The sequence below is a fragment of the Amycolatopsis sp. NPDC104819 genome (assembly GCF_055583145.1).
Map to the genome: position 1 here is coordinate 398,345 of NZ_JBVJON010000003.1, position 16,763 is coordinate 415,107.

At 70.9% G+C, this 16,763-nt stretch carries 23 protein-coding genes; 14 read left to right on the plus strand and 9 right to left on the minus strand.

Features of this window, described 5'->3' with window-relative positions; genetic code table 11:
* Positions 1 to 27: 27 nt before the first annotated feature.
* Positions 28 to 381, minus strand: a complete 354-nt coding sequence (locus tag ACZ63E_RS11025; protein ID WP_465335841.1) for a hypothetical protein — start codon at positions 379 to 381, stop codon at positions 28 to 30.
* 467 nt (positions 382 to 848) lie between these two features.
* Between ACZ63E_RS11025 and ACZ63E_RS11030 the strand changes: the two genes are divergently transcribed.
* A complete protein-coding gene (locus ACZ63E_RS11030; RefSeq protein ID WP_465308928.1) occupies positions 849 to 1,568 on the plus strand; it encodes a chitinase in 720 nt (239 codons plus the stop codon).
* 54 nt (positions 1,569 to 1,622) lie between these two features.
* On the opposite strand, the gene ACZ63E_RS11035 is transcribed toward ACZ63E_RS11030, so the two are convergent.
* Positions 1,623 to 2,120 (minus strand): MarR family winged helix-turn-helix transcriptional regulator, encoded by a 498-nt coding sequence (locus ACZ63E_RS11035; RefSeq protein WP_465308926.1) that lies wholly within the window; start codon positions 2,118 to 2,120, stop codon positions 1,623 to 1,625.
* A 65-nt stretch (positions 2,121 to 2,185) separates the two neighbouring features.
* Between ACZ63E_RS11035 and ACZ63E_RS11040 the strand changes: the two genes are divergently transcribed.
* Positions 2,186 to 2,659, plus strand: a complete 474-nt coding sequence (locus ACZ63E_RS11040) for a cupin domain-containing protein (RefSeq protein WP_465335842.1) — start codon at positions 2,186 to 2,188, stop codon at positions 2,657 to 2,659.
* Here ACZ63E_RS11040 and ACZ63E_RS11045 read toward each other — a convergent pair.
* Positions 2,656 to 3,498 (minus strand): exodeoxyribonuclease III, encoded by an 843-nt coding sequence (locus ACZ63E_RS11045; protein WP_465335843.1) that lies wholly within the window; start codon positions 3,496 to 3,498, stop codon positions 2,656 to 2,658. The genes ACZ63E_RS11040 and ACZ63E_RS11045 overlap by 4 nt on opposite strands.
* On the opposite strand from ACZ63E_RS11045, the gene ACZ63E_RS11050 reads away from it, so the two are divergent.
* The 3 genes from ACZ63E_RS11050 (at position 3,497) to ACZ63E_RS11060 (ending at position 6,112) form a co-directional block, all read left to right on the plus strand.
* Positions 3,497 to 4,225: an MBL fold metallo-hydrolase gene (locus ACZ63E_RS11050; RefSeq protein ID WP_465335844.1), complete on the plus strand. Its 729-nt coding sequence runs from the start codon at positions 3,497 to 3,499 to the stop codon at positions 4,223 to 4,225. The two genes, ACZ63E_RS11045 and ACZ63E_RS11050, sit on opposite strands and share 2 nt — an antisense overlap.
* Before the next feature lie 683 nt (positions 4,226 to 4,908).
* Positions 4,909 to 5,484: a TetR/AcrR family transcriptional regulator gene (locus ACZ63E_RS11055; protein ID WP_465335845.1), complete on the plus strand. Its 576-nt coding sequence runs from the start codon at positions 4,909 to 4,911 to the stop codon at positions 5,482 to 5,484.
* A gap of 79 nt (positions 5,485 to 5,563) precedes the next feature.
* Complete coding sequence (locus ACZ63E_RS11060) at positions 5,564 to 6,112, plus strand: permease (RefSeq protein WP_465335846.1); 549 nt, start codon at positions 5,564 to 5,566, stop codon at positions 6,110 to 6,112.
* A gap of 4 nt (positions 6,113 to 6,116) precedes the next feature.
* Here the strand turns inward: ACZ63E_RS11060 and ACZ63E_RS11065 are convergent, their stop codons facing one another.
* The gene (locus ACZ63E_RS11065) at positions 6,117 to 6,413 is read right to left on the minus strand and encodes an SH3 domain-containing protein (protein WP_465308916.1); all 297 of its coding nucleotides are present in this window, start codon (positions 6,411 to 6,413) and stop codon (positions 6,117 to 6,119) included.
* Positions 6,414 to 6,584: 171 nt separating this feature from the next.
* Positions 6,585 to 7,808: an NADP-dependent isocitrate dehydrogenase gene (locus ACZ63E_RS11070; protein WP_465308914.1), complete on the minus strand. Its 1,224-nt coding sequence runs from the start codon at positions 7,806 to 7,808 to the stop codon at positions 6,585 to 6,587.
* A gap of 257 nt (positions 7,809 to 8,065) precedes the next feature.
* Here ACZ63E_RS11070 and ACZ63E_RS11075 point away from each other — a divergent pair, with 257 nt between their 5' ends.
* The 4 genes from ACZ63E_RS11075 to ACZ63E_RS11090 are packed head-to-tail and all read left to right on the plus strand — an operon-like array spanning position 8,066 to position 10,298.
* Complete coding sequence (locus ACZ63E_RS11075) at positions 8,066 to 8,578, plus strand: hypothetical protein (RefSeq protein WP_465335847.1); 513 nt, start codon at positions 8,066 to 8,068, stop codon at positions 8,576 to 8,578.
* 25 nt (positions 8,579 to 8,603) lie between these two features.
* On the plus strand, positions 8,604 to 8,984 hold the full coding sequence (locus tag ACZ63E_RS11080; protein ID WP_465335848.1) for a DUF2203 domain-containing protein: 381 nt from the start codon (positions 8,604 to 8,606) through the stop codon (positions 8,982 to 8,984).
* Between the two features lie 10 nt (positions 8,985 to 8,994).
* The gene (locus tag ACZ63E_RS11085; RefSeq protein ID WP_465335849.1) at positions 8,995 to 9,612 is read left to right on the plus strand and encodes a class I SAM-dependent methyltransferase; all 618 of its coding nucleotides are present in this window, start codon (positions 8,995 to 8,997) and stop codon (positions 9,610 to 9,612) included.
* Positions 9,609 to 10,298 (plus strand): hypothetical protein, encoded by a 690-nt coding sequence (locus ACZ63E_RS11090; protein ID WP_465335850.1) that lies wholly within the window; start codon positions 9,609 to 9,611, stop codon positions 10,296 to 10,298. Before ACZ63E_RS11085 ends, ACZ63E_RS11090 begins: the two co-directional genes overlap by 4 nt.
* On the opposite strand, the gene ACZ63E_RS11095 is transcribed toward ACZ63E_RS11090, so the two are convergent.
* On the minus strand, positions 10,288 to 10,776 hold the full coding sequence (locus tag ACZ63E_RS11095) for a hypothetical protein (RefSeq protein ID WP_465335851.1): 489 nt from the start codon (positions 10,774 to 10,776) through the stop codon (positions 10,288 to 10,290). The genes ACZ63E_RS11090 and ACZ63E_RS11095 overlap by 11 nt on opposite strands.
* A 129-nt stretch (positions 10,777 to 10,905) precedes the next feature.
* Complete coding sequence (locus tag ACZ63E_RS11100; protein ID WP_465308902.1) at positions 10,906 to 11,319, minus strand: DUF2000 family protein; 414 nt, start codon at positions 11,317 to 11,319, stop codon at positions 10,906 to 10,908.
* Positions 11,320 to 11,369: 50 nt separating this feature from the next.
* Here ACZ63E_RS11100 and ACZ63E_RS11105 point away from each other — a divergent pair, with 50 nt between their 5' ends.
* The 3 genes from ACZ63E_RS11105 to ACZ63E_RS11115 all read left to right on the plus strand — a co-directional run bounded on the left by ACZ63E_RS11105 (position 11,370) and on the right by ACZ63E_RS11115 (position 14,085).
* Complete coding sequence (locus ACZ63E_RS11105; RefSeq protein ID WP_465335852.1) at positions 11,370 to 12,152, plus strand: helix-turn-helix transcriptional regulator; 783 nt, start codon at positions 11,370 to 11,372, stop codon at positions 12,150 to 12,152.
* 113 nt (positions 12,153 to 12,265) lie between these two features.
* Positions 12,266 to 13,498, plus strand: a complete 1,233-nt coding sequence (locus ACZ63E_RS11110) for a serine hydrolase domain-containing protein (protein WP_465335853.1) — start codon at positions 12,266 to 12,268, stop codon at positions 13,496 to 13,498.
* A gap of 5 nt (positions 13,499 to 13,503) precedes the next feature.
* Positions 13,504 to 14,085, plus strand: coding sequence for an HhH-GPD-type base excision DNA repair protein (locus ACZ63E_RS11115; protein WP_465309427.1), 582 nt, complete (start codon positions 13,504 to 13,506; stop codon positions 14,083 to 14,085).
* 106 nt (positions 14,086 to 14,191) lie between these two features.
* Here ACZ63E_RS11115 and ACZ63E_RS11120 read toward each other — a convergent pair whose 3' ends face one another.
* The gene (locus tag ACZ63E_RS11120; protein WP_465335854.1) at positions 14,192 to 14,626 is read right to left on the minus strand and encodes a TrmH family RNA methyltransferase; all 435 of its coding nucleotides are present in this window, start codon (positions 14,624 to 14,626) and stop codon (positions 14,192 to 14,194) included.
* 195 nt (positions 14,627 to 14,821) lie between these two features.
* Here ACZ63E_RS11120 and ACZ63E_RS11125 point away from each other — a divergent pair, with 195 nt between their 5' ends.
* Complete coding sequence (locus ACZ63E_RS11125) at positions 14,822 to 15,010, plus strand: DUF1918 domain-containing protein (RefSeq protein ID WP_465335855.1); 189 nt, start codon at positions 14,822 to 14,824, stop codon at positions 15,008 to 15,010.
* On the opposite strand, the gene ACZ63E_RS11130 is transcribed toward ACZ63E_RS11125, so the two are convergent.
* Positions 15,007 to 16,173: an MFS transporter gene (locus tag ACZ63E_RS11130; RefSeq protein WP_465335856.1), complete on the minus strand. Its 1,167-nt coding sequence runs from the start codon at positions 16,171 to 16,173 to the stop codon at positions 15,007 to 15,009. The genes ACZ63E_RS11125 and ACZ63E_RS11130 overlap by 4 nt on opposite strands.
* A gap of 108 nt (positions 16,174 to 16,281) precedes the next feature.
* On the opposite strand from ACZ63E_RS11130, the gene ACZ63E_RS11135 reads away from it, so the two are divergent.
* The gene (locus ACZ63E_RS11135; protein WP_465335857.1) at positions 16,282 to 16,605 is read left to right on the plus strand and encodes an ArsR/SmtB family transcription factor; all 324 of its coding nucleotides are present in this window, start codon (positions 16,282 to 16,284) and stop codon (positions 16,603 to 16,605) included.
* Positions 16,606 to 16,763 lie beyond the last annotated feature (158 nt).

The following is a 16,763-nucleotide window of genomic DNA, read 5'->3' on the forward strand; positions in this document are numbered from 1 at the left end:
GGGACGCGCGACGGGCGCCGAGGGCCCTCAGGCGTGCGGGCGCTGGGTGAGGAACGGGCGCGTCGGCGTCGCGTCGGGCTCGCCGAGGACGGCTTCGGCCATCGCGGTGACCGGGCCCGGGGCTTCCGGCACGGCCGGGGCGGCCTCGGCGACGCGGGCCTTGCGGCGCTGGCGCAGCACACCCAGCGTCATGCCGACGATGCCGAGCGCGACGGCGACCAGCCCGACCGGCCCAAGCACGCCGAAGCTCTCCGTGTTGGTGTCCGCCTGAGCGGTCGTCGTGACGTCGGCGAACGCGGTCGCTCCGCCGGCCAGGAGCAGGCCGGTCGGGACCAGCGCGACCACGACGGCCGCGCGGAGCCCGCGCAGCGTGGACCGCATCAGGGTTTGACCTGGGTTGCGCACCGGAGTGCCTCCCGCGAGTGACGAGCGCAGTGTACTCACCCAAAGCCTCACCCATCCGAGTGAGACACTGCGTGCTACTGGTCAAAAAACTACCGAGCGTGTCAAGACCTGTCGGTACCGATCGATTCGGGGGCCGAGACTAGCCCCCAACCGAGAACACGATCCGGGCACCCCCATGGTTCAGCCCGCCACCCGAGTGGGTGTTGCGGAAGGCGGAACGCTCATACTAAAAGTAGAGAGTGACCGATTCGTGTCCGGCCGTTCGTCACCCGTTCATCGCAAGATCGCTTCACCCTCTGCCGTTCGGTGCAGTTACCGCTGGTCCGATCGCGTCGTCTTATTCGGAAAACTTTTAACTCGATAGTGATTGGTCTATACCTCTTGGAGTAGCCCATTCGGCTCGGTCGGACCGCGCACGACCGGCGTGACCAAGAGGAGTCTGAATGTCGATCCCCCGGTTCTTGAAGCGCGTCGGAGTCGCGGTGACCGCGCTGGCGGCCGTCGCCGGCGCCCTCGTGCTCCCCGCCGCGACCGCTTCGGCGGCGTCCTTCGTCGTCAGCGAAGACCAGTTCAACCAGATCTTCCCGAGCCGCAACAGCTTCTACAGCTACAGCGGGCTGACGGCGGCCCTCGACGCGTACCCCGGCTTCGCCAACACCGGCGACGACACCGTGAAGAAGCAGGAAGCCGCGGCGTTCCTGGCCAACGTCAACCACGAGACCGGCGGTCTCGTCTACATCGTCGAGCAGAACACCGCGAACTACCCGCACTACTGCGACGCGAGCCAGTCCTACGGCTGCCCGGCCGGCCAGGCCGCGTACTACGGGCGCGGGCCGATCCAGCTGAGCTGGAACTTCAACTACAAGGCCGCCGGCGACAACCTCGGCATCGACCTGCTCAACAACCCGTACCTGGTCGAGCAGGACTCGGCCGTCGCGTGGAAGACCGGGCTCTGGTACTGGAACACCCAGACCGGCCCGGGCACGATGACGCCGCACGACGCGATGGTGAACCAGCGCGGCTTCGGCGAGACCATCCGCAGTATCAACGGCTCGATCGAGTGCAACGGCGGCAACCCCGCCCAGGTGCAGAGCCGGATCGACAAGTACACGCAGATCACCGGGATCCTCGGGGTGCCGACGGGCGCCAACCTGTCCTGCTGAGCCAGGCGCGGCGAGAAGGGCCTTCCCGGTTTCCGGGGAGGCCCTTCTTGCGCGTCAGGGCGTGTCGTACTCGCGGAGCAGCTTGCGCAGGACGTCGTCGAGCAGCCCGAGTTCCTTGGCACGCAAGGAAGAGAGCAGCTCGGTGACGTTCGCCGTGTGCTCGGTCATCGCCGCGTCGACCACCTCGAAACCCTGGTCCGTCAAGCGGATGTGGAAGCTGCGGCGGTCGTTCGGGTCGAGCGTGCGCTCGACGAACCCGGCGTTCTCCAGCCGGTCGAGACGGCTGGTCATGCCGGCGCGGGACATCATCAGCGTCGCCGACAGCTCGGACGGGATCAGCGTGTAGGGCGGGCCCGAGCGGCGCAGCGCGGCCAGGACGTCGAACTCCCCGCGTTGCAGGCCGAACTTGCCGAAGACGCGCTCCTGGGCAGGCCCGAGCACCAGGCTCAGCCGCCCGAGCCGGCCGGCCACGCCGATGGCGGTCAGATCGAGGTCGGGGCGTTCACGGGCCCAGGCCGACACCACGGCGTCGACGGCGTCTTCGTCAGTCACCCCGGCAGTCTATTCGATGCCGGATAGTTTGACAGCGAACTATCAGCCGTGGAACCATCTCGGGCATGACAACTTTGCTGGTGCGCAACGACGAAGCCGAGCAGCTCGGCTCGACCCCCGACACGATGACCCTGCTCGCCGACGTCTCCCAGACCGGCGGCCATCTGAGCACGAACCGCGCCTGCCTGGGCCGCGGGCACGACGGCGCGACGCCGCACTTCCACACGTCGTCGGCGGAGATGTTCTTCATGCTCGACGGCGAGCTGGAGGTGCTGAACGGCGAGGAGGTCGTGACGGTGCGAACCGGCGACATGCTGTTCGTGCCGCCGCACACGACCCACGCCTTCGGCGCGACGTCGCGGTCGGGTGCGGACGTGCTGATCGTGTTCACACCCGGCGTCGAGCGCTTCGAGTACTTTCGGATGATCGACCGGATCCGGCGCGGCGAGGCGTCGCCGGCGGAGATCCTGGCGTCGCAGGACCGGTTCGACAACCACTTCGTGGACAGCGCGGCCTGGCGCGCCGCCCGCGCGGCCTAGATGTCGTAGGTGGCGGTGACCGGCGCGTGGTCGGACCAGCGCTGGTCGTAGGCGGCGGCGCGCTCGACCACGACGTCGACGACCTTCTCGGCGAGGCCGGGGGTCGCGAGCTGGCAGTCGATGCGCCAGCCGGAGTCGTTGTCGAAGGCCTGGCCGCGGTAGGACCACCAGGTGTAGGGGCCGGGGCCTTCGGGGTCGAGGCGGCGCTGGACGTCCGTGAAGCCCGCCTCGGTGTAGACGCGGCCGAGCCATTCGCGCTCTTCGGGCAGGAAGCCGGAGTTCTTGCGGTTGCCGCGCCAGTTCTTGAGGTCGGCGTTGTCGTAGGCGATGTTCCAGTCCCCGACCACGACGACCTCACGGCCGGCCGCGGCGGCCTTCGCGCGCAGCTCGACGAGGTACGGGAGGAACGCGGCCATGAAGCGTTCCTTCTCGTCCTGGCGTTCGGTGCCGACGTCACCGCTGGGCAGGTAGAGGCTCGCCACGACGACGTTCGGCAGGTGAACTTCGAGGTAGCGCCCGCTGTCCTCGAACTCGGGCTCCCCGAAGCCGATCCGGACCTCTTCGGGCTCGACGCGGCTGTAGACGGCGACCCCGTTGCGGCCCTTGACGGCACTAGGGGCGTGCACGGCGAACCAGCCTTCGGGGGCGACGACGTCGGCGGGAAGCTGCTCCGCCGTGGCGCGCACTTCCTGGCAGCAGACGACGTCCGCCTTCGTGGCGGCGAGCCACTCGACGAAGCCCTTCTTGGCGGCGGCGCGGAGGCCGTTGACGTTCACGGTGGAGACGGTCAGCACGCGGGCCACGCTACCCGGTGGCCGCTCTGCCAGACTGCCGGGCATGGGTGAGCTGACGGTCCTCGGCAGTTGCGGCGCGTTCCCGGAGCCCGGGCGTGCGTGCGCCGGGTTCCTGTTGTCGCACAACGGGTTCCGCGTCGTCCTCGACCTCGGGTACGGCGCGGCGTCGCGCCTGCTCGCACACGGGCTGCCCGACGCCGTGGTGGTGACGCACGAGCACCCCGACCACTGCGCGGACGTGAGCGCGCTCGGGCGGGCCTGGTACTACGCGGAGCCGTCGCCGCCGAAGATGCCGCTGCACTGCACGCCCGGCACCGTCCGGCGGCTGGCCGCGATGGAGCCGCGGCCGCACCCGACGGAGGTGTTCGAGGTCCACGACCTCGGCTCACCGGGCGACCTCGGCCCGTTCCGGCTCACGGCGTACTCGCTGCCGCACTTCGTGCCGAACTTCGGCGTGCGCCTGAGCGCGCCGGGGCTCACGGTGGCGTACACCGGGGACACGGGACCGTCGCCTGTGTTGGCGGACCTCGGCCGTGACGCGGACCTGGTCATCTGCGATGCCACCCTCCGCACCCCACCGGCAGAGGGAGAGCCGCGGTTCCTGATGACCGCCGCAGAGGCGGGCCATTGGGCGGAGCGTGCTGGCGCGCGCCGGCTCATGCTGACCCACTTCTGGCCGGGAACCGACCGGGCCGCGGCGGCTGCCGAGGCGCGTGCCGAGTTCGGCGGTGAGGTGTTGGTCGCCGAAGAGGACCTGACGGTCGCGCTCTGACGGCCGGGTCGCGCGGGTTGCACCCGCTGTGCCAGGGCATGCGCCCGCTCGGGCACCGCCGGGAAGCTCGCTCACGCAGCCGACCTCGGTCCGCCGGCGGCCGCGCGCGGCGTACCCGGTGCCCGACCAGGCCGTCAGCTCCTCGGCGACCGGCGGAACTTCGCAGCGCTGATGCCGAGCCCGCGCCGACGAGTCCGTCGGCCCTGATGGCGCCGCCGCCCCCCGCCCCGGCCAGGCGCCGAGGAGCCCTGGGCTCGCGTCCGCCGCGGTCTCGGCAGCTGAGTGCGGAAGAGTCTCGCCTTCGCGCTCGCTCATTGCCCGGGCGCGACCCGCCGAAACCCCGACCTCAGCTTCCCCACCCGCTCTCCGGCAGACCGAAGGAATCTCACCGCCGCGCCCCGACCCCCGTCCGAGCGCGGTCCCCGGGCTCCACTCCTCCGGCCGCCGCCAAGCCGCACGCCCTCAGGCCCTCGCGCCCGCGGAACTCCCCCTGGAGACCCCGCGGACACCTCGCCTCAGCCCGTGCCGCATTCAGTTGTCGCCCACCCCAGGACGTCCCCACACCTCCGCTCACCTGCGTTTTCCGACGCACCAAGTTCTATCAGCGACCACCGACAAAAAAGCCTCCTTGACACCAAAAGCTACGACTATTAGCTTCAAAGCTATGCCAAGTAGCCAACCCGATGTCCCCTAGAGCAGGGCTGACCACCCCGGCGGTGGTCACCCTGGCCCTCGAGATCGTCGACGACGAAAGCCCCGGCGCCCTCACCCTCGCCAAGGTCGCCGCACGCGCCGGAGTGGCCGCGCCCTCGCTCTACAAGCACGTCAAAAACCTCGCCGACCTGCGCCGGCTCATCGACCTCAGAGTCGTCCAGGAGATGGCCGACGCACTCAGAACCGCCGCCACCGGGCGCGAAGGCGCGGCGGCGATCAGCGCCCTCGCCGACACCTACCGCGACTACCTGCGGCGCCACCCGCACCGCACCAACGCCCTCGCCACCGCCCCGGACGAAACCGACACCGAGCTCAGCACCGCCACCCACGCTGTCGCGGAGGTCGTCTTCGCCGTGCTCAGGCCGTTCGGCTTCGAGCACGAGCGGGCCGTGCACGCGACCCGCTGCATCCGGGCGGCCGTCCACGGCTTTGCCGGGCTCGAAGCGTCCGGCGGGTTCGGGCGCCCCGAAGACGTCGACCAGAGCTTCGAAGTCCTCAAAACCATGCTCGTCCAAGGCCTCACGAACTACGCGGAGAAACCATGAGCTTCATCCTCGCCGTCCTCCTCTTCACCGTCGGGCTCGGCGTGCTCGACGCCCGCTTCCCCTGGACGGAGGCACGCAGATGATCGCCGGGCACTTCGGGCTGGCCGTCGCCGTCAAGGCGGGGCGGCCGGCCATCCCGATCTGGACGCTCATGCTGGCCACGGCCTGGCTCGACGTCGTCTTCGTTCCGCTGTACCTCAGCGGCATCGAGACCGTCGACGGCGCGGGTTACGGCGGCGGCGTCATCCACGCCGACTACACGCACTCCCTCGTCGGCGCGCTCGTCCTAGCCGCCCTCTTCGGCGCCGTCGCGGCCCACTGGCTCGGCCGAGAAGCCGGGCTCATCCTCGGCGGCGTCGTCTTCTCGCACTGGCTGCTCGACCTCGTCGTGCACCGCGCCGACCTGCCGATCCTGCCCGGCAACGCGGGCGACCTGCCGACGTTCGGCTTCGGGCTCTGGCGGCTGCCCGCCGTGTCGGCCGTCGTCGAACTGCTGATGCTCGCGATCGGCATCGGCCTCTACTGGCGCGAGGCGGCGAAGCGTGACCGCAAGCGCGCTCGGACGCTGGGACTGTCGGCCGCGGCGTTCGGCGTGGTCACGCTCGCGGCCGACCTCCTCGGCGTGTGACGGCTCAGCAGGTGGAGCCCGCGACGGGCTGGGTGAACGCGGCCGCCACCCACTTGTCGTCGGCGACCTTGCGGAAGCCGTTCTGGACTCCCGGGAGCGCGTCGAACGAGGCGTCGCGCAGGTATTTGCCGACGACCTTCGCGTTGCCGTCGGCCGTCTCGCGGGCGTTGAGGACGTCCGCGGTCACGGTCACCTTGCAGCCGGTCGCCGAAGCTCCCGAAGCCTGCTTGTCCGTGTTCATCACGTAGACGATGACGACCAGGACGATGGCGCCCAAGATGAGCAGAGTCTTCTTCGACATGCCTTCCTCCAACCGCGTGGCCCCGTCCCGCTCCCAAGGGTAGGCAATCCTTTACCCGGTCGGACAGCGCCGGACGCCGCAACCACCCGGAGGCGCCAGTGCCATTACTCCCCGTGAGTACGCAAAAGCCCCCTCCCCGGCCATCCGGGAAGGGGGCTTTCGCGAGCCGGCTCAGCCCTGGGCGATCTTCTTCGCCAGGTTGTCGTCCAGCGTCGCGAGGAACTCCTCGGTCGTCTGGAACGGCTGGTCCTTGCTGATGAGCAGCGCGAGGTCCTTGGTCATCTGACCGGCCTCGACCGTCTCGACGACGACCTGCTCCAGCTTGTTCGCGAAGCCGATCAGCTCCTGGTTGCCGTCCAGCTTGCCGCGGTGCTCGAGGCCGCGGGTCCAGGCGTAGATCGACGCGATCGGGTTCGTCGACGTCGGCTTGCCCTGCTGGTGCTGGCGGTAGTGCCGGGTGACCGTGCCGTGCGCGGCCTCGGCCTCGACGGTCTTGCCGTCCGGCGTGCGCAGCACCGACGTCATCAGGCCGAGCGAGCCGAAGCCCTGCGCGACCGTGTCGGACTGGACGTCACCGTCGTAGTTCTTGCACGCCCAGACGTAGCCGCCCTCCCACTTCATCGCCGCGGCGACCATGTCGTCGATCAGGCGGTGCTCGTAGGAGATGCCCTTGGCGTCGAAGTCGGACTTGAACTCGTTCTGGAAGATCTCCTCGAAGACGTCCTTGAACTGGCCGTCGTAGGCCTTGAGGATCGTGTTCTTCGTGGAGAGGTACACCGGCAGGCCGCGGTCGAGGCCGTACTGGAGCGAGGCGCGCGCGAAGTCCTCGATCGACTTCTTGAAGTTGTACATCCCCATCGCGACGCCGCCGCCCTCGGGGAACTTCGCGACCTCGAACTCCATCGGCTCGGAGCCGTCGTCCGGGGTGTAGCTGACGGTCAGCGTGCCCGGGCCGGGGACCTTGAAGTTGGTCGCCTTGTACTGGTCGCCGTGCGCGTGACGGCCGATGATGATCGGCTTCGTCCACGTCGGCACCAGCCGCGGGATGTTCTGGATGACGATCGGCTCGCGGAAGATCACGCCGCCGAGGATGTTGCGGATCGTCCCGTTCGGGGACAGCCACATCTTCTTGAGGCCGAACTCTTCGACGCGCGCCTCGTCCGGGGTGATCGTGGCGCACTTGACGCCCACGCCGTGCCGCTTGATCGCGTTCGCGGAGTCGACCGTGACCTGGTCGTCGGTGCGGTCCCGCTCCTCGATACCCAGGTCGTAGTAGTCCAGGTTCACGTCCAGGTACGGGTGGATCAGCTTGTCCTTGATGAACTGCCAGATGATGCGGGTCATCTCATCGCCGTCGAGTTCGACGACGGTGCCCTGGACCTTGATCTTGGCCATGAGCAGCGGTGCTCCTTCCGCGGATCTTCGCATTCTTCTTTTAAGTCTCGCCGGTAGCGGTACAAGCGTACTGCTTGACCGAGCTGGATGGTTCCAGTAGTGGCCGGTATCAAGTCTCCACCCGCCCGCTGTGGCGCGAATCACGGGGCATGACCTGCCGGTCAGCCGATCCGACCGCTCGCCGAGCGATCGTCGCGCTCGGCGGTGAACCAGGGCACGATGCCACCCGTGAACTCATCATGCGGGAGGTGACGGCCATGTCGACCCATCGGTACACCGAGTACGAAGACGACTACGAGGACTACGACGACACTGCTGACGTGCTCGACGAGCGGCCGCGGAGACGGGGCGCCGCGCACGTGGTCAGCGCGCTGGGCGGGCTGGTGCTCACCCCCGTCGCGCTGGGCCTGCTGAGCTGGGGCGGCCTGCGCCAGCAGCAGCTGATCCAGGCCACCCTCAGCACCAACCGCGACGCGCTGGGCATCGCGCTGCTCGCCGGCGGCGCGATCCTGCTGCTGGTGGTCGCCGCGCTCGGGGCGCTGTCGGCGGTCGGCCCGATCCTGGGCGGGCTGATCTACGGCGTGCTGCCGGGCATCGCCGCGATGGCCATGCCGGAATGGGGCTTCCGGCTGGTGAACCTGATGCCGAAGAGCGACATCGCCTACGGCGTCATGGACTTCCTCTTCATCGGCGGGCTGCTCGGCGTAGGCTTCCTGCTGGTCGGCAGCGGCCTGGCCAACGCGCTGGTCCGGCGGCGGCGCGAGGCCTGAACCCCGCCGATGGGATCATCGGCGGATGGGACTGTTCACCGTCGCGGAGGCCCGCGACGAACTGGCGCGGCTGCGGCCGGTCCTCGCCGAACTGGTGCGCGTCCGGACCGACGCGGCAGAGCTCGCGGCGTCGCTTCGGCCGGGCGGCCGGGCCACCGAGCTGGGCGGGCTGCCCGAGTGGAAGGCCGCGCAGGCCCGGCTCGACGACCTGATGACGACGGTCCAGCGCACCGGCGCCGAGCTCAAGGGGTTCGCGCCGCTGCTCGTCGACTTCCCGGCCGAGCTCGACGGCGCCGACGTGCTGCTGTGCTGGCTGGAAGGCGACCGGGAGCTCGCCTGGTACCACCGCGCGGACCTGGGGTTCGCGGGGCGTCGTCCGCTGAAAACCGCTGGTGGCTCCGGCTAGGTTGAGGTCCGTGGACCACGACTCGCGGGCCGCCGTCTTCGACGGCACGGCCGAGCACTACGACGAAGACACCTTCCACGCTTCGGTGGCGGAGGAGCTGGTGGCGCCGCTGCCGGCCGGCCCGGGGCTCGTGCTGGACGTCGCGACCGGAACGGGCTTCGCGGCGTACGCGGCTTTGCGGCTGAAGCCGTCTCGCGTACTGGCGGTCGATCTGTCGCCGGCCATGGTCGCTCGCGCGACGGCGAAGGCGCCCACGCTGGATCCGTCCGGGGTGATCACGTGGCAGGTCGGGCCGGCGGTGCCGATGCCGTCGCCGGACGGGTCGGCGGACGTCGTGCTGTGTGCGTCGTCTTTGCACTTCCTGGGAGCCGTCGCGTTCGAGGACTGGCTGCGCGCGCTGCGGCCGGGCGGGCGGCTGGCGTTCTCGGTGGTGTCGGGCGCGCGGTTCAAGCCGTCGGGGGCTTTCGCGGAGTTCGTGCCGAAGGACATCACGTTCCCGACCGACGAGAGGGAGGCGGCAGCGCTGGCGTCGTCGGCCGGGTTCGTGGACGTGTCCGCGCGGACGTTCACGGTGACCGGCGAGGACCGCGTGCGGAGTGTGTTCCTGGTGCACGCCACGGCGCCGTGAACCTGGAACGCTTCGCCGACGGCCACCTGACGTCGGTCACCACGGACGGCAGCCGGGTCACCCTGCGGCTGGAGACGTACGTGGAGTACCGGCTCGTGCCCGGTGAGATCTCCGTCGTCGAGGTCTTCGAGCTGAGCGCCGACCCGGCCGAGCTGGAGGCCGCCGGACCGCCGGAGCCGGATCACGCGCTCGAGGAGCCGTGGCACTGGGACCACGACGGGGTGGAGACGGTCGAGCTCTTCGCCCCGAACCTCGTCCGGGTGACCGCGGCCGCCTTCGAGCTGAAGTCGCTGGGAACCGAGCCGCGGCCCGTGCCGCCCTCGCCGTACGCCCGCCAGTGCAGCTTCGGCTCGGTCGTCGCGCTCGAGCTCGCGACGCGGCTGGGGCCGGACGTCGTGTGGCGCGTCTACGGGGGCGGCGAGGGCACGCCCGCCGATCCCGACGGCTGGTTCCTCCAGCGCCGGGACCGGCTGACGAGCTCGCTGACCGGCGTCTTCTGCCGGTCGGGCGCGAACCCGGCCACGTTCGAGCGGCACGACGCCGACGACGAGCTGTGGCGCGCCGTGCAGCTGCTCGGCGCGCACGCGAGCCGTGTCCGGTCCGGGAACTGCGCGTTCGAGCCCGCGGACTGGCTGGCCTGGGTGACCACCGGGACGCTGCCGCCGGTGGCGCGGCTCAGGCCGTGAAGTGGGCCTCGCCGCGGGTCGCCGGGCCGTCCGGGCTGCCGCAGCGCTGGACGAAGGTGACGTCCACGCCGGTCGCGTCGAGGCGGTCGATCGTGAAGTCCGCGTAGTCGTCGCCGCAGCCGAAGCCGGCCGTGACCGCCGAGAACCCCGGTGTGCTCAGCGCCGGGTGGTTCGGATCGCGGTAACGCGCGCCGGTGTACGTCCCGGTGTGCAGGGCTTCCCCCGCCGGGGCGCTCAGCTCGACACGCAGATAGTCGAAACCCGCGTCGACGTCGATCGTCAGCCTGCCGTCTCGGTTCCAGACGGCGATCTCGGCATCCGGCGACGCGTAGTGGGCGCTGCCCCGCATCGGCCAAGCGCCGTCGTCCGAGGTGTAGTCCACGGTCCGGACCGGATCCGCCGAAGCGACCGGTACGACCGCGACGCCCAGAGCCGCCGTCGCCGCGGCGATCACGCAGGCTCGGTGCAGTGATTTCACGAGAACCTCCCCAGTCAGAGCCGCCCTCCGCGGCGCTGACTCGAAGGATGGCACCGGCGGCGGGTCACGCACCCGGTTTGCGCGGTTCCCCACTTTTCGCCGGGCCGGACAACCGTTCCGGCGTCCCGCTCACCGGTGCAGCGACGCGCCCTTGAGGATCTTGTCCACCGCGTTCTTCGGGCCGTGCACCGCCAGGCCGGCCAGCGCCAGCTTCTCCCCCGGCACCGCGCGCACCGCCGCGCGGTTGTCGACGTCGTTGCCGGTGTGGAACAGCTCGTCGGTGAAGATCGAAAACCGCAGGCCGCGGCCCAGCGCGCGGCCGTGCGCCGCCGTCAGGACGTCCGCGGACCCCGAAAAGACCATCACCGGCTGGCCGAACATCGGCAGGTACTCGGTGTCGTCGGCGTCCCGGTAGGGCTCGCCCATCAGCTCCGGCGTCACGTGGGCGATCCCGCTCACCAGGAACGCGGTCACGTTGAGCCGCTGCCAGGACGCCAGGTCTTCCCGCAGCAGGACGGCGATCTTCGTGTCGAAGGAAGTCATGCCGCACAGACTCGCCCGCCGGTGACCGGCGCGTCTTGTACGTTCTTGACATGGCGGACGTCGAAGCTTGGCGGCCGGCGGTCCCGGGGATCGCCGAGGTCTTCCACGCGCGCTTCACCACGCACGCCTACCCGCTGCACACGCACGACACGTGGACGCTGCTGATCGTCGACGACGGCGTCATCCGCTACGACCTCGACCGCCACCACCACGGCGCGCTCGGGCCGGCCGTGACGCTGCTGCCGCCGAACGTCGCGCACGACGGGCGCGCCGCGACCAGCCACGGCTTCCGCAAGCGCGTGCTCTACCTGGACACGTCGGTGCTGGGCGAGGACCTCATCGGCGCGGCGGTCGACCAGCCGAGCGTCGCCGACGGGCTGCTGCGCACCCGCATCCACCAGCTCCACGAGTCCCTCGCCGACGCCGACGCCGGCGACGCGCTCGAGGCCGAGAGCCGGCTCGTGCTGGTCGCCGACCGGCTGCGCACCCACCTCGGGCAGCCGGTGTCCCACGAGCCCAAGCGCGGCCTCGCCGACGACCTGCGGGACCTGCTCGACGCGCGCCTGCCCGAGGCGTTGACGCTGGCCGAAGCCGCCGAGACGCTCGGCGCGCACCCCGCGTACCTCGTCCGCTGCTTCGGTTCGCGGTTCGGCCTGCCCCCGCACCGGTACCTGACCGGCCGCCGCGTCGACCGCGCACGCCGGCTGCTGCTCGACGGCGCGCCGGCCGCCGAAGTGGCGGTCGCCTCCGGGTTCAGCGACCAGGCGCACCTGACGCGGCACTTCAAGCGGTACTTGGGGACAACGCCGTCGCGGTACCCGAAGGCTCGCTGAGCAGTCCCCCGGGCGGGGACGGAACCGTCCCTCCGGCGGGGGACGATCACCGGGATCCGGGGACCGGGCATTTCCTGGATGGCACGGTGGCCGCGGGACGACAGGCTTTCGGCATGAAACGAACAGCGATCGCAGTCCTCGCCACCGCGGCCCTCGGACTCACCGCCCTCCCCGCCCACGCCGAGACGGCCGGCGGCGTCGTGAACGCCTGCGCCTACGCCGATCCCGGCGGGACGGAACCCGTTCCCGAGCTCAGCCGGCCCAACGCGTCGGCGCTGGCCGCCTCGATTTCCAGCGCACCCGACGACGACACGACCGGCGCGCTGGTCCGCGTCACCGGCTCGGCGGGCGACTGGAGCGGGACCTCCGGCGAGTCCGACCGCCGCACCCACGCCCCGGTCGATCCCGGCGGTTACGTGCGGATCGGCAGCACCACCAAGACGTTCACCGCCGTGGTCGTGCTCCAGCTCGCGCAGGAACACCGGCTCGACCTCGAGCAGCCGGTGCAGCGGTACCTGCCGGGTGTCCTGCCGCGCGGCTACCCGCCGATCCCGGTCCGCACCCTGCTCGACCACACCTCGGGCCTGCCGAGCGTCGACATCCCGTGGCTGTCGGACCCGGACCTGGTGCTCGAACACCGTTACGAGCACTGGAGCCCGGCCCGCGTGCTCGGCACGGCGACCGCCCACCCGATCGACTACCCGCCGGGCACCGCGCAGAAGTACACCAACACCAGCTACGTCCTCGCCGGGATGCTCATCGAGAAGGTCACCGGCCGCTCGTACGGGCAGACCGTGCGCGACCGCATCACCCGGCCGCTCGGGATGACACGGACCTTCGAACCCGGCGACGACCCGCGGCTGCCGGATCCCCACTCGAACGGCTATCTCCGGAACGGGGACGGCGACCTCGTCGACGTCACCGAGATGAACCAGTCGATCCCGTGGTCGGCGGGCAGCCTCGTGTCCACTGCGGCCGACCTCGACCGGTTCGTCACCGGCCTGTTCCGCGGCCGGCTCCTCGGCCCGGCCATGATGACCCGGCTGTTCACCGTGCCGAAGGTCCCGATGTTCGACGGCACCGGCGACGCGTACTACAGCCAGGGCCTGATGAAGATCCGGCTGGGCGACCTCACGGTCTGGGGCAAGACCGGCAGCCGCTACGGCTACTCCAGCGGGGTCTTCGCCACCTGCGACCTGCAGCGCAAGCTCGCCTACTCGGTCAACGCGACGACCAAGAGCAGCGACGGCCAGCCGGCGATCGTCCAGCGGATCGCCGTGGCCGCGGCCACGCCGTCGCCGGCCGGGACATCGCCCCAAGGCCGGCCGGAAAATGTGTCAAGATGACCCGCATGCTGCGCGAACTGCACCTGACCGGCGACCCCGCCGCCGACAAGCTGCTCAACGACGACCCGTTCGCCCTGCTCGTCGGGATGCTCCTGGACCAGCAATATCCGATGGAGCACGCGTTCGCCGGCCCGCGCAAGATCGCCGACCGGATGGACGGCTTCTCGCTGGCGAAGATCGCCGCCACCGACGTCGAGACGTTCGTCGAGATGTGCGTGGTGCCGCCGGCGATCCACCGCTACGGCGGTTCGATGGCGCGTCGTGTCCACGCGCTCGCGCAGCACATCATCGAGAACTACGACGGCCGGACCGAGGGCCTCTGGCTCGACGGCCGCCCGAAGCCCGACGGCCCGGAGGTCCTCAAGCGCCTCCGGGCCCTGCCCGGGTTCGGGGAGCAGAAGGCGAAGATCTTCCTGGCCCTGCTGGGCAAGCAGCGCGGGGTCCAGCCGAAGGGCTGGCGCGAAGCGGCCGGCGCGTACGGCGACCGCGGGTCGCGCCGGTCGATCGCCGACGTCACCAGCGGGGAGACGCTCGCCCAGGTCCGCGCGTTCAAGAAGGCCGCCAAGGCCGCGGCCGCTTCGAGCTGACGCACCCAGACGCGCAGCGGGCCGAGGGGCTCCGCGCCTTGGCCAGTCTTCGTTCGGACCCTCGAAGCCCGGCAGCTCCGGTTTCCGAGGTCCACAGTGGACTCCTTCACAGCAGGCCGGCGAGCTTGTAGAGCACCAGGCTGGCCGCCACCGCGACGTTGAGGCTCGCGCCGGTGCCCACCATCGGGATCTCGACGACCGTGTCGAGCAGGTCGAGGGCCTCCGGTGGGATCCCGGTCTGCTCGTGGCCGAGCACGGCGATCGTGCGGCCGCGCGCCGCGGGCAGGTCTCCCAGCCGCACCGCTTCTTCCGCCAGCTCGACGCCGACGACCTTCGTGCCCGCCGCTCGTTCGCGTTCGAGCCAGCCTGGCGGGTCGTGCACCCAGTGCACGCATGCCGGGCGCCGCAACGTGTTTCCTCGCCGCAGCGCCTCCGGCACCCACGGGAAACGCGGTACCGCGAGGCACGCGCCCACCGCGTCACAGGTGCGCAGCAGCGTGCCGAGGTTGACGCCGTGCAACGGCCAGAGCGGGGCGGCCACCAGGTGGCCCCAACAGGGATGTGACTTGCTCCGCCGGGACTTCCGCAGCTCCTGTGGGGTGCGGACCCGGACCGCGGGGCTCACCGGCGCCGAGGCGCGGCGCCTCCGATTTTGGTCGTCATACCCGGATTCTAACCCGTTCGCCGGGACCGCGGAACGACCCACGCTCCTACGCTGAACACGGAGGTGAGCCCCATGCGCGCAGCCGTCGGGGACGAGATCCGGGTACACGGCCGGACAGTCGGGTCGGCCGAGCAGCGCGGCGAGATCCTCGAAGTCCGCGGGCCCGACGGCGCCCCGCCCTACCTGGTGCGGTTCGCCGACGGGCACGAAGCACTCGTCTACCCCGGGCCCGACTGCGAAGTCCAGGCCCGCGCCGACTAGACGGCGACCGGTTCGCGGACCCGGCCCCACGCGGTGCCCACGAGCACCAGCGCCACCAGGGTCAGCGCCGCCGCGACCTCGGGCAGCACCAGCGGCCCGCCGGACGTCAGCACCGCGCCCCCGACCACACCGGACAGGCCGACACCGAGGTAGATCGCCGACGCGTTGAGCGAGAGCACCAGGCCCGCGTGGCCCGGGGCCAGCTCGATCAGCCGGTGCTGCACCGGCGGGCTGAACGACCACGTCGCCATGCCCCACACGAACAGCGCGACACCGGCCGCGACCGGGGTCGTCGTCGCGATCGGCAGCAGCGCCATCACCACGGTGATCGCCGCTGTCACGACGAGCAGCGGCGCGCGTGAACCCCAGCGGTCGGCCGCCCGGCCACCGGCGAAGTTGCCGACCGCGCCGCCGACGCCGTAGCAGAAGAGCAGCACCGTGACGGCCGTGCCGTGGAGGCCGGCGGTCGCGGCCAGCAGCGGCGACACGAACGTGTAGACCATGAACGCGGCGAGGCAGCCGAGGACCGTCACGGCCAGCATGACGAGCACGCGCGGGTCGCGGCCGGCGGCGAACCGCTCGGCCAGGGTCACCCGCGGCGGCGCGGCGACCGGCGGTAGCGCCACCCGCACGGCCAGGGCGCTCGCCAGGGAGAACGCGGCGACCAGCGCGAACGCCGTCCGGTAGCCGAGGTGCTGCGAGATGAGACTGCCCAGCGGCACACCGAAGATGAGCGCGACGGTCAGGCCGCCGAACACGAGCGCGATCGCGCGGCCCCGGCGTTCGGGGGCGGTCAGCTGGGCCGCCACGGCGCTCGCCGCGGGGGTGAACACCGCGGCGCCGATCGCGGTCACCACCCGGGCCACCAAGAGCGTGCCGTAACCGGGCGCGAGGGCGGCGAACAGGTTGCCGGCCGCGGTGACGGCGAGCGCGGCCACCAGCAGCGTCCGGCGTTCCCAGGTGCCCGTGACGGCGGCGAAGATCGGCGAGCCGACCGCGTACGCGATGGCGAAGGCGGTCACGAGCTGCGCCGCGGCCGTGGCCGAGACGTGCAGCTCACCGGTCAGCGCGGGCAGCAGCCCGGCGACGATGTAACCGCTGGTCCCGACGCCGAACGCGCCGAAGGCGAGCACCGAGATCCTCGAAGGCGAGGGTGTGGACATGGGTGGGTCCCCCAAGGGAGCGAGCGATTGGTTCGACGAACGTCGTAGTTCGACCGTCACCGTACTACGCGGCTCCGACAATTTCGACCGGCGTCGTACAATGGAGCCATGCCGAAGACCGCGGCGCTGCCGCCGATCGTCCACCCGTCGCGGGACGAGATCACCGTCGAAGGGGTGCTGCGGGCCCTGGCCGACCCCGTGCGCCTGGGCATCGTGCGACAGTTGGCGGCGGAGGATCGCGAGTTGGCGTGCGGCGCGCTGACCGTGCCGGTGACGAAGTCCACAATCACCCACCACCTGAGCATCCTGCGCCAGGCCGGTGTCGTCGCCGGCCGTCAGGAGGGCACGACCCGGTTCAACTCGTTGCGCCGCAAGGATCTCGACGCGCTGTTCCCCGGCCTGCTGGACGGCGTTCTGGCCGCTCCGCGCTGATCATCGCGTTACGGTGTGGATCGTCACCCGATATCGGGATGACAACGACCCCCCTCGTCGGTTGGACTGTGCGTAGGACAGCTCACGGCGCTGGGGCCGCATGGCTGTCTTCCTTTTTGCCCCCGTACTGAACCGATCCAGCACCGGAGATCGGAACA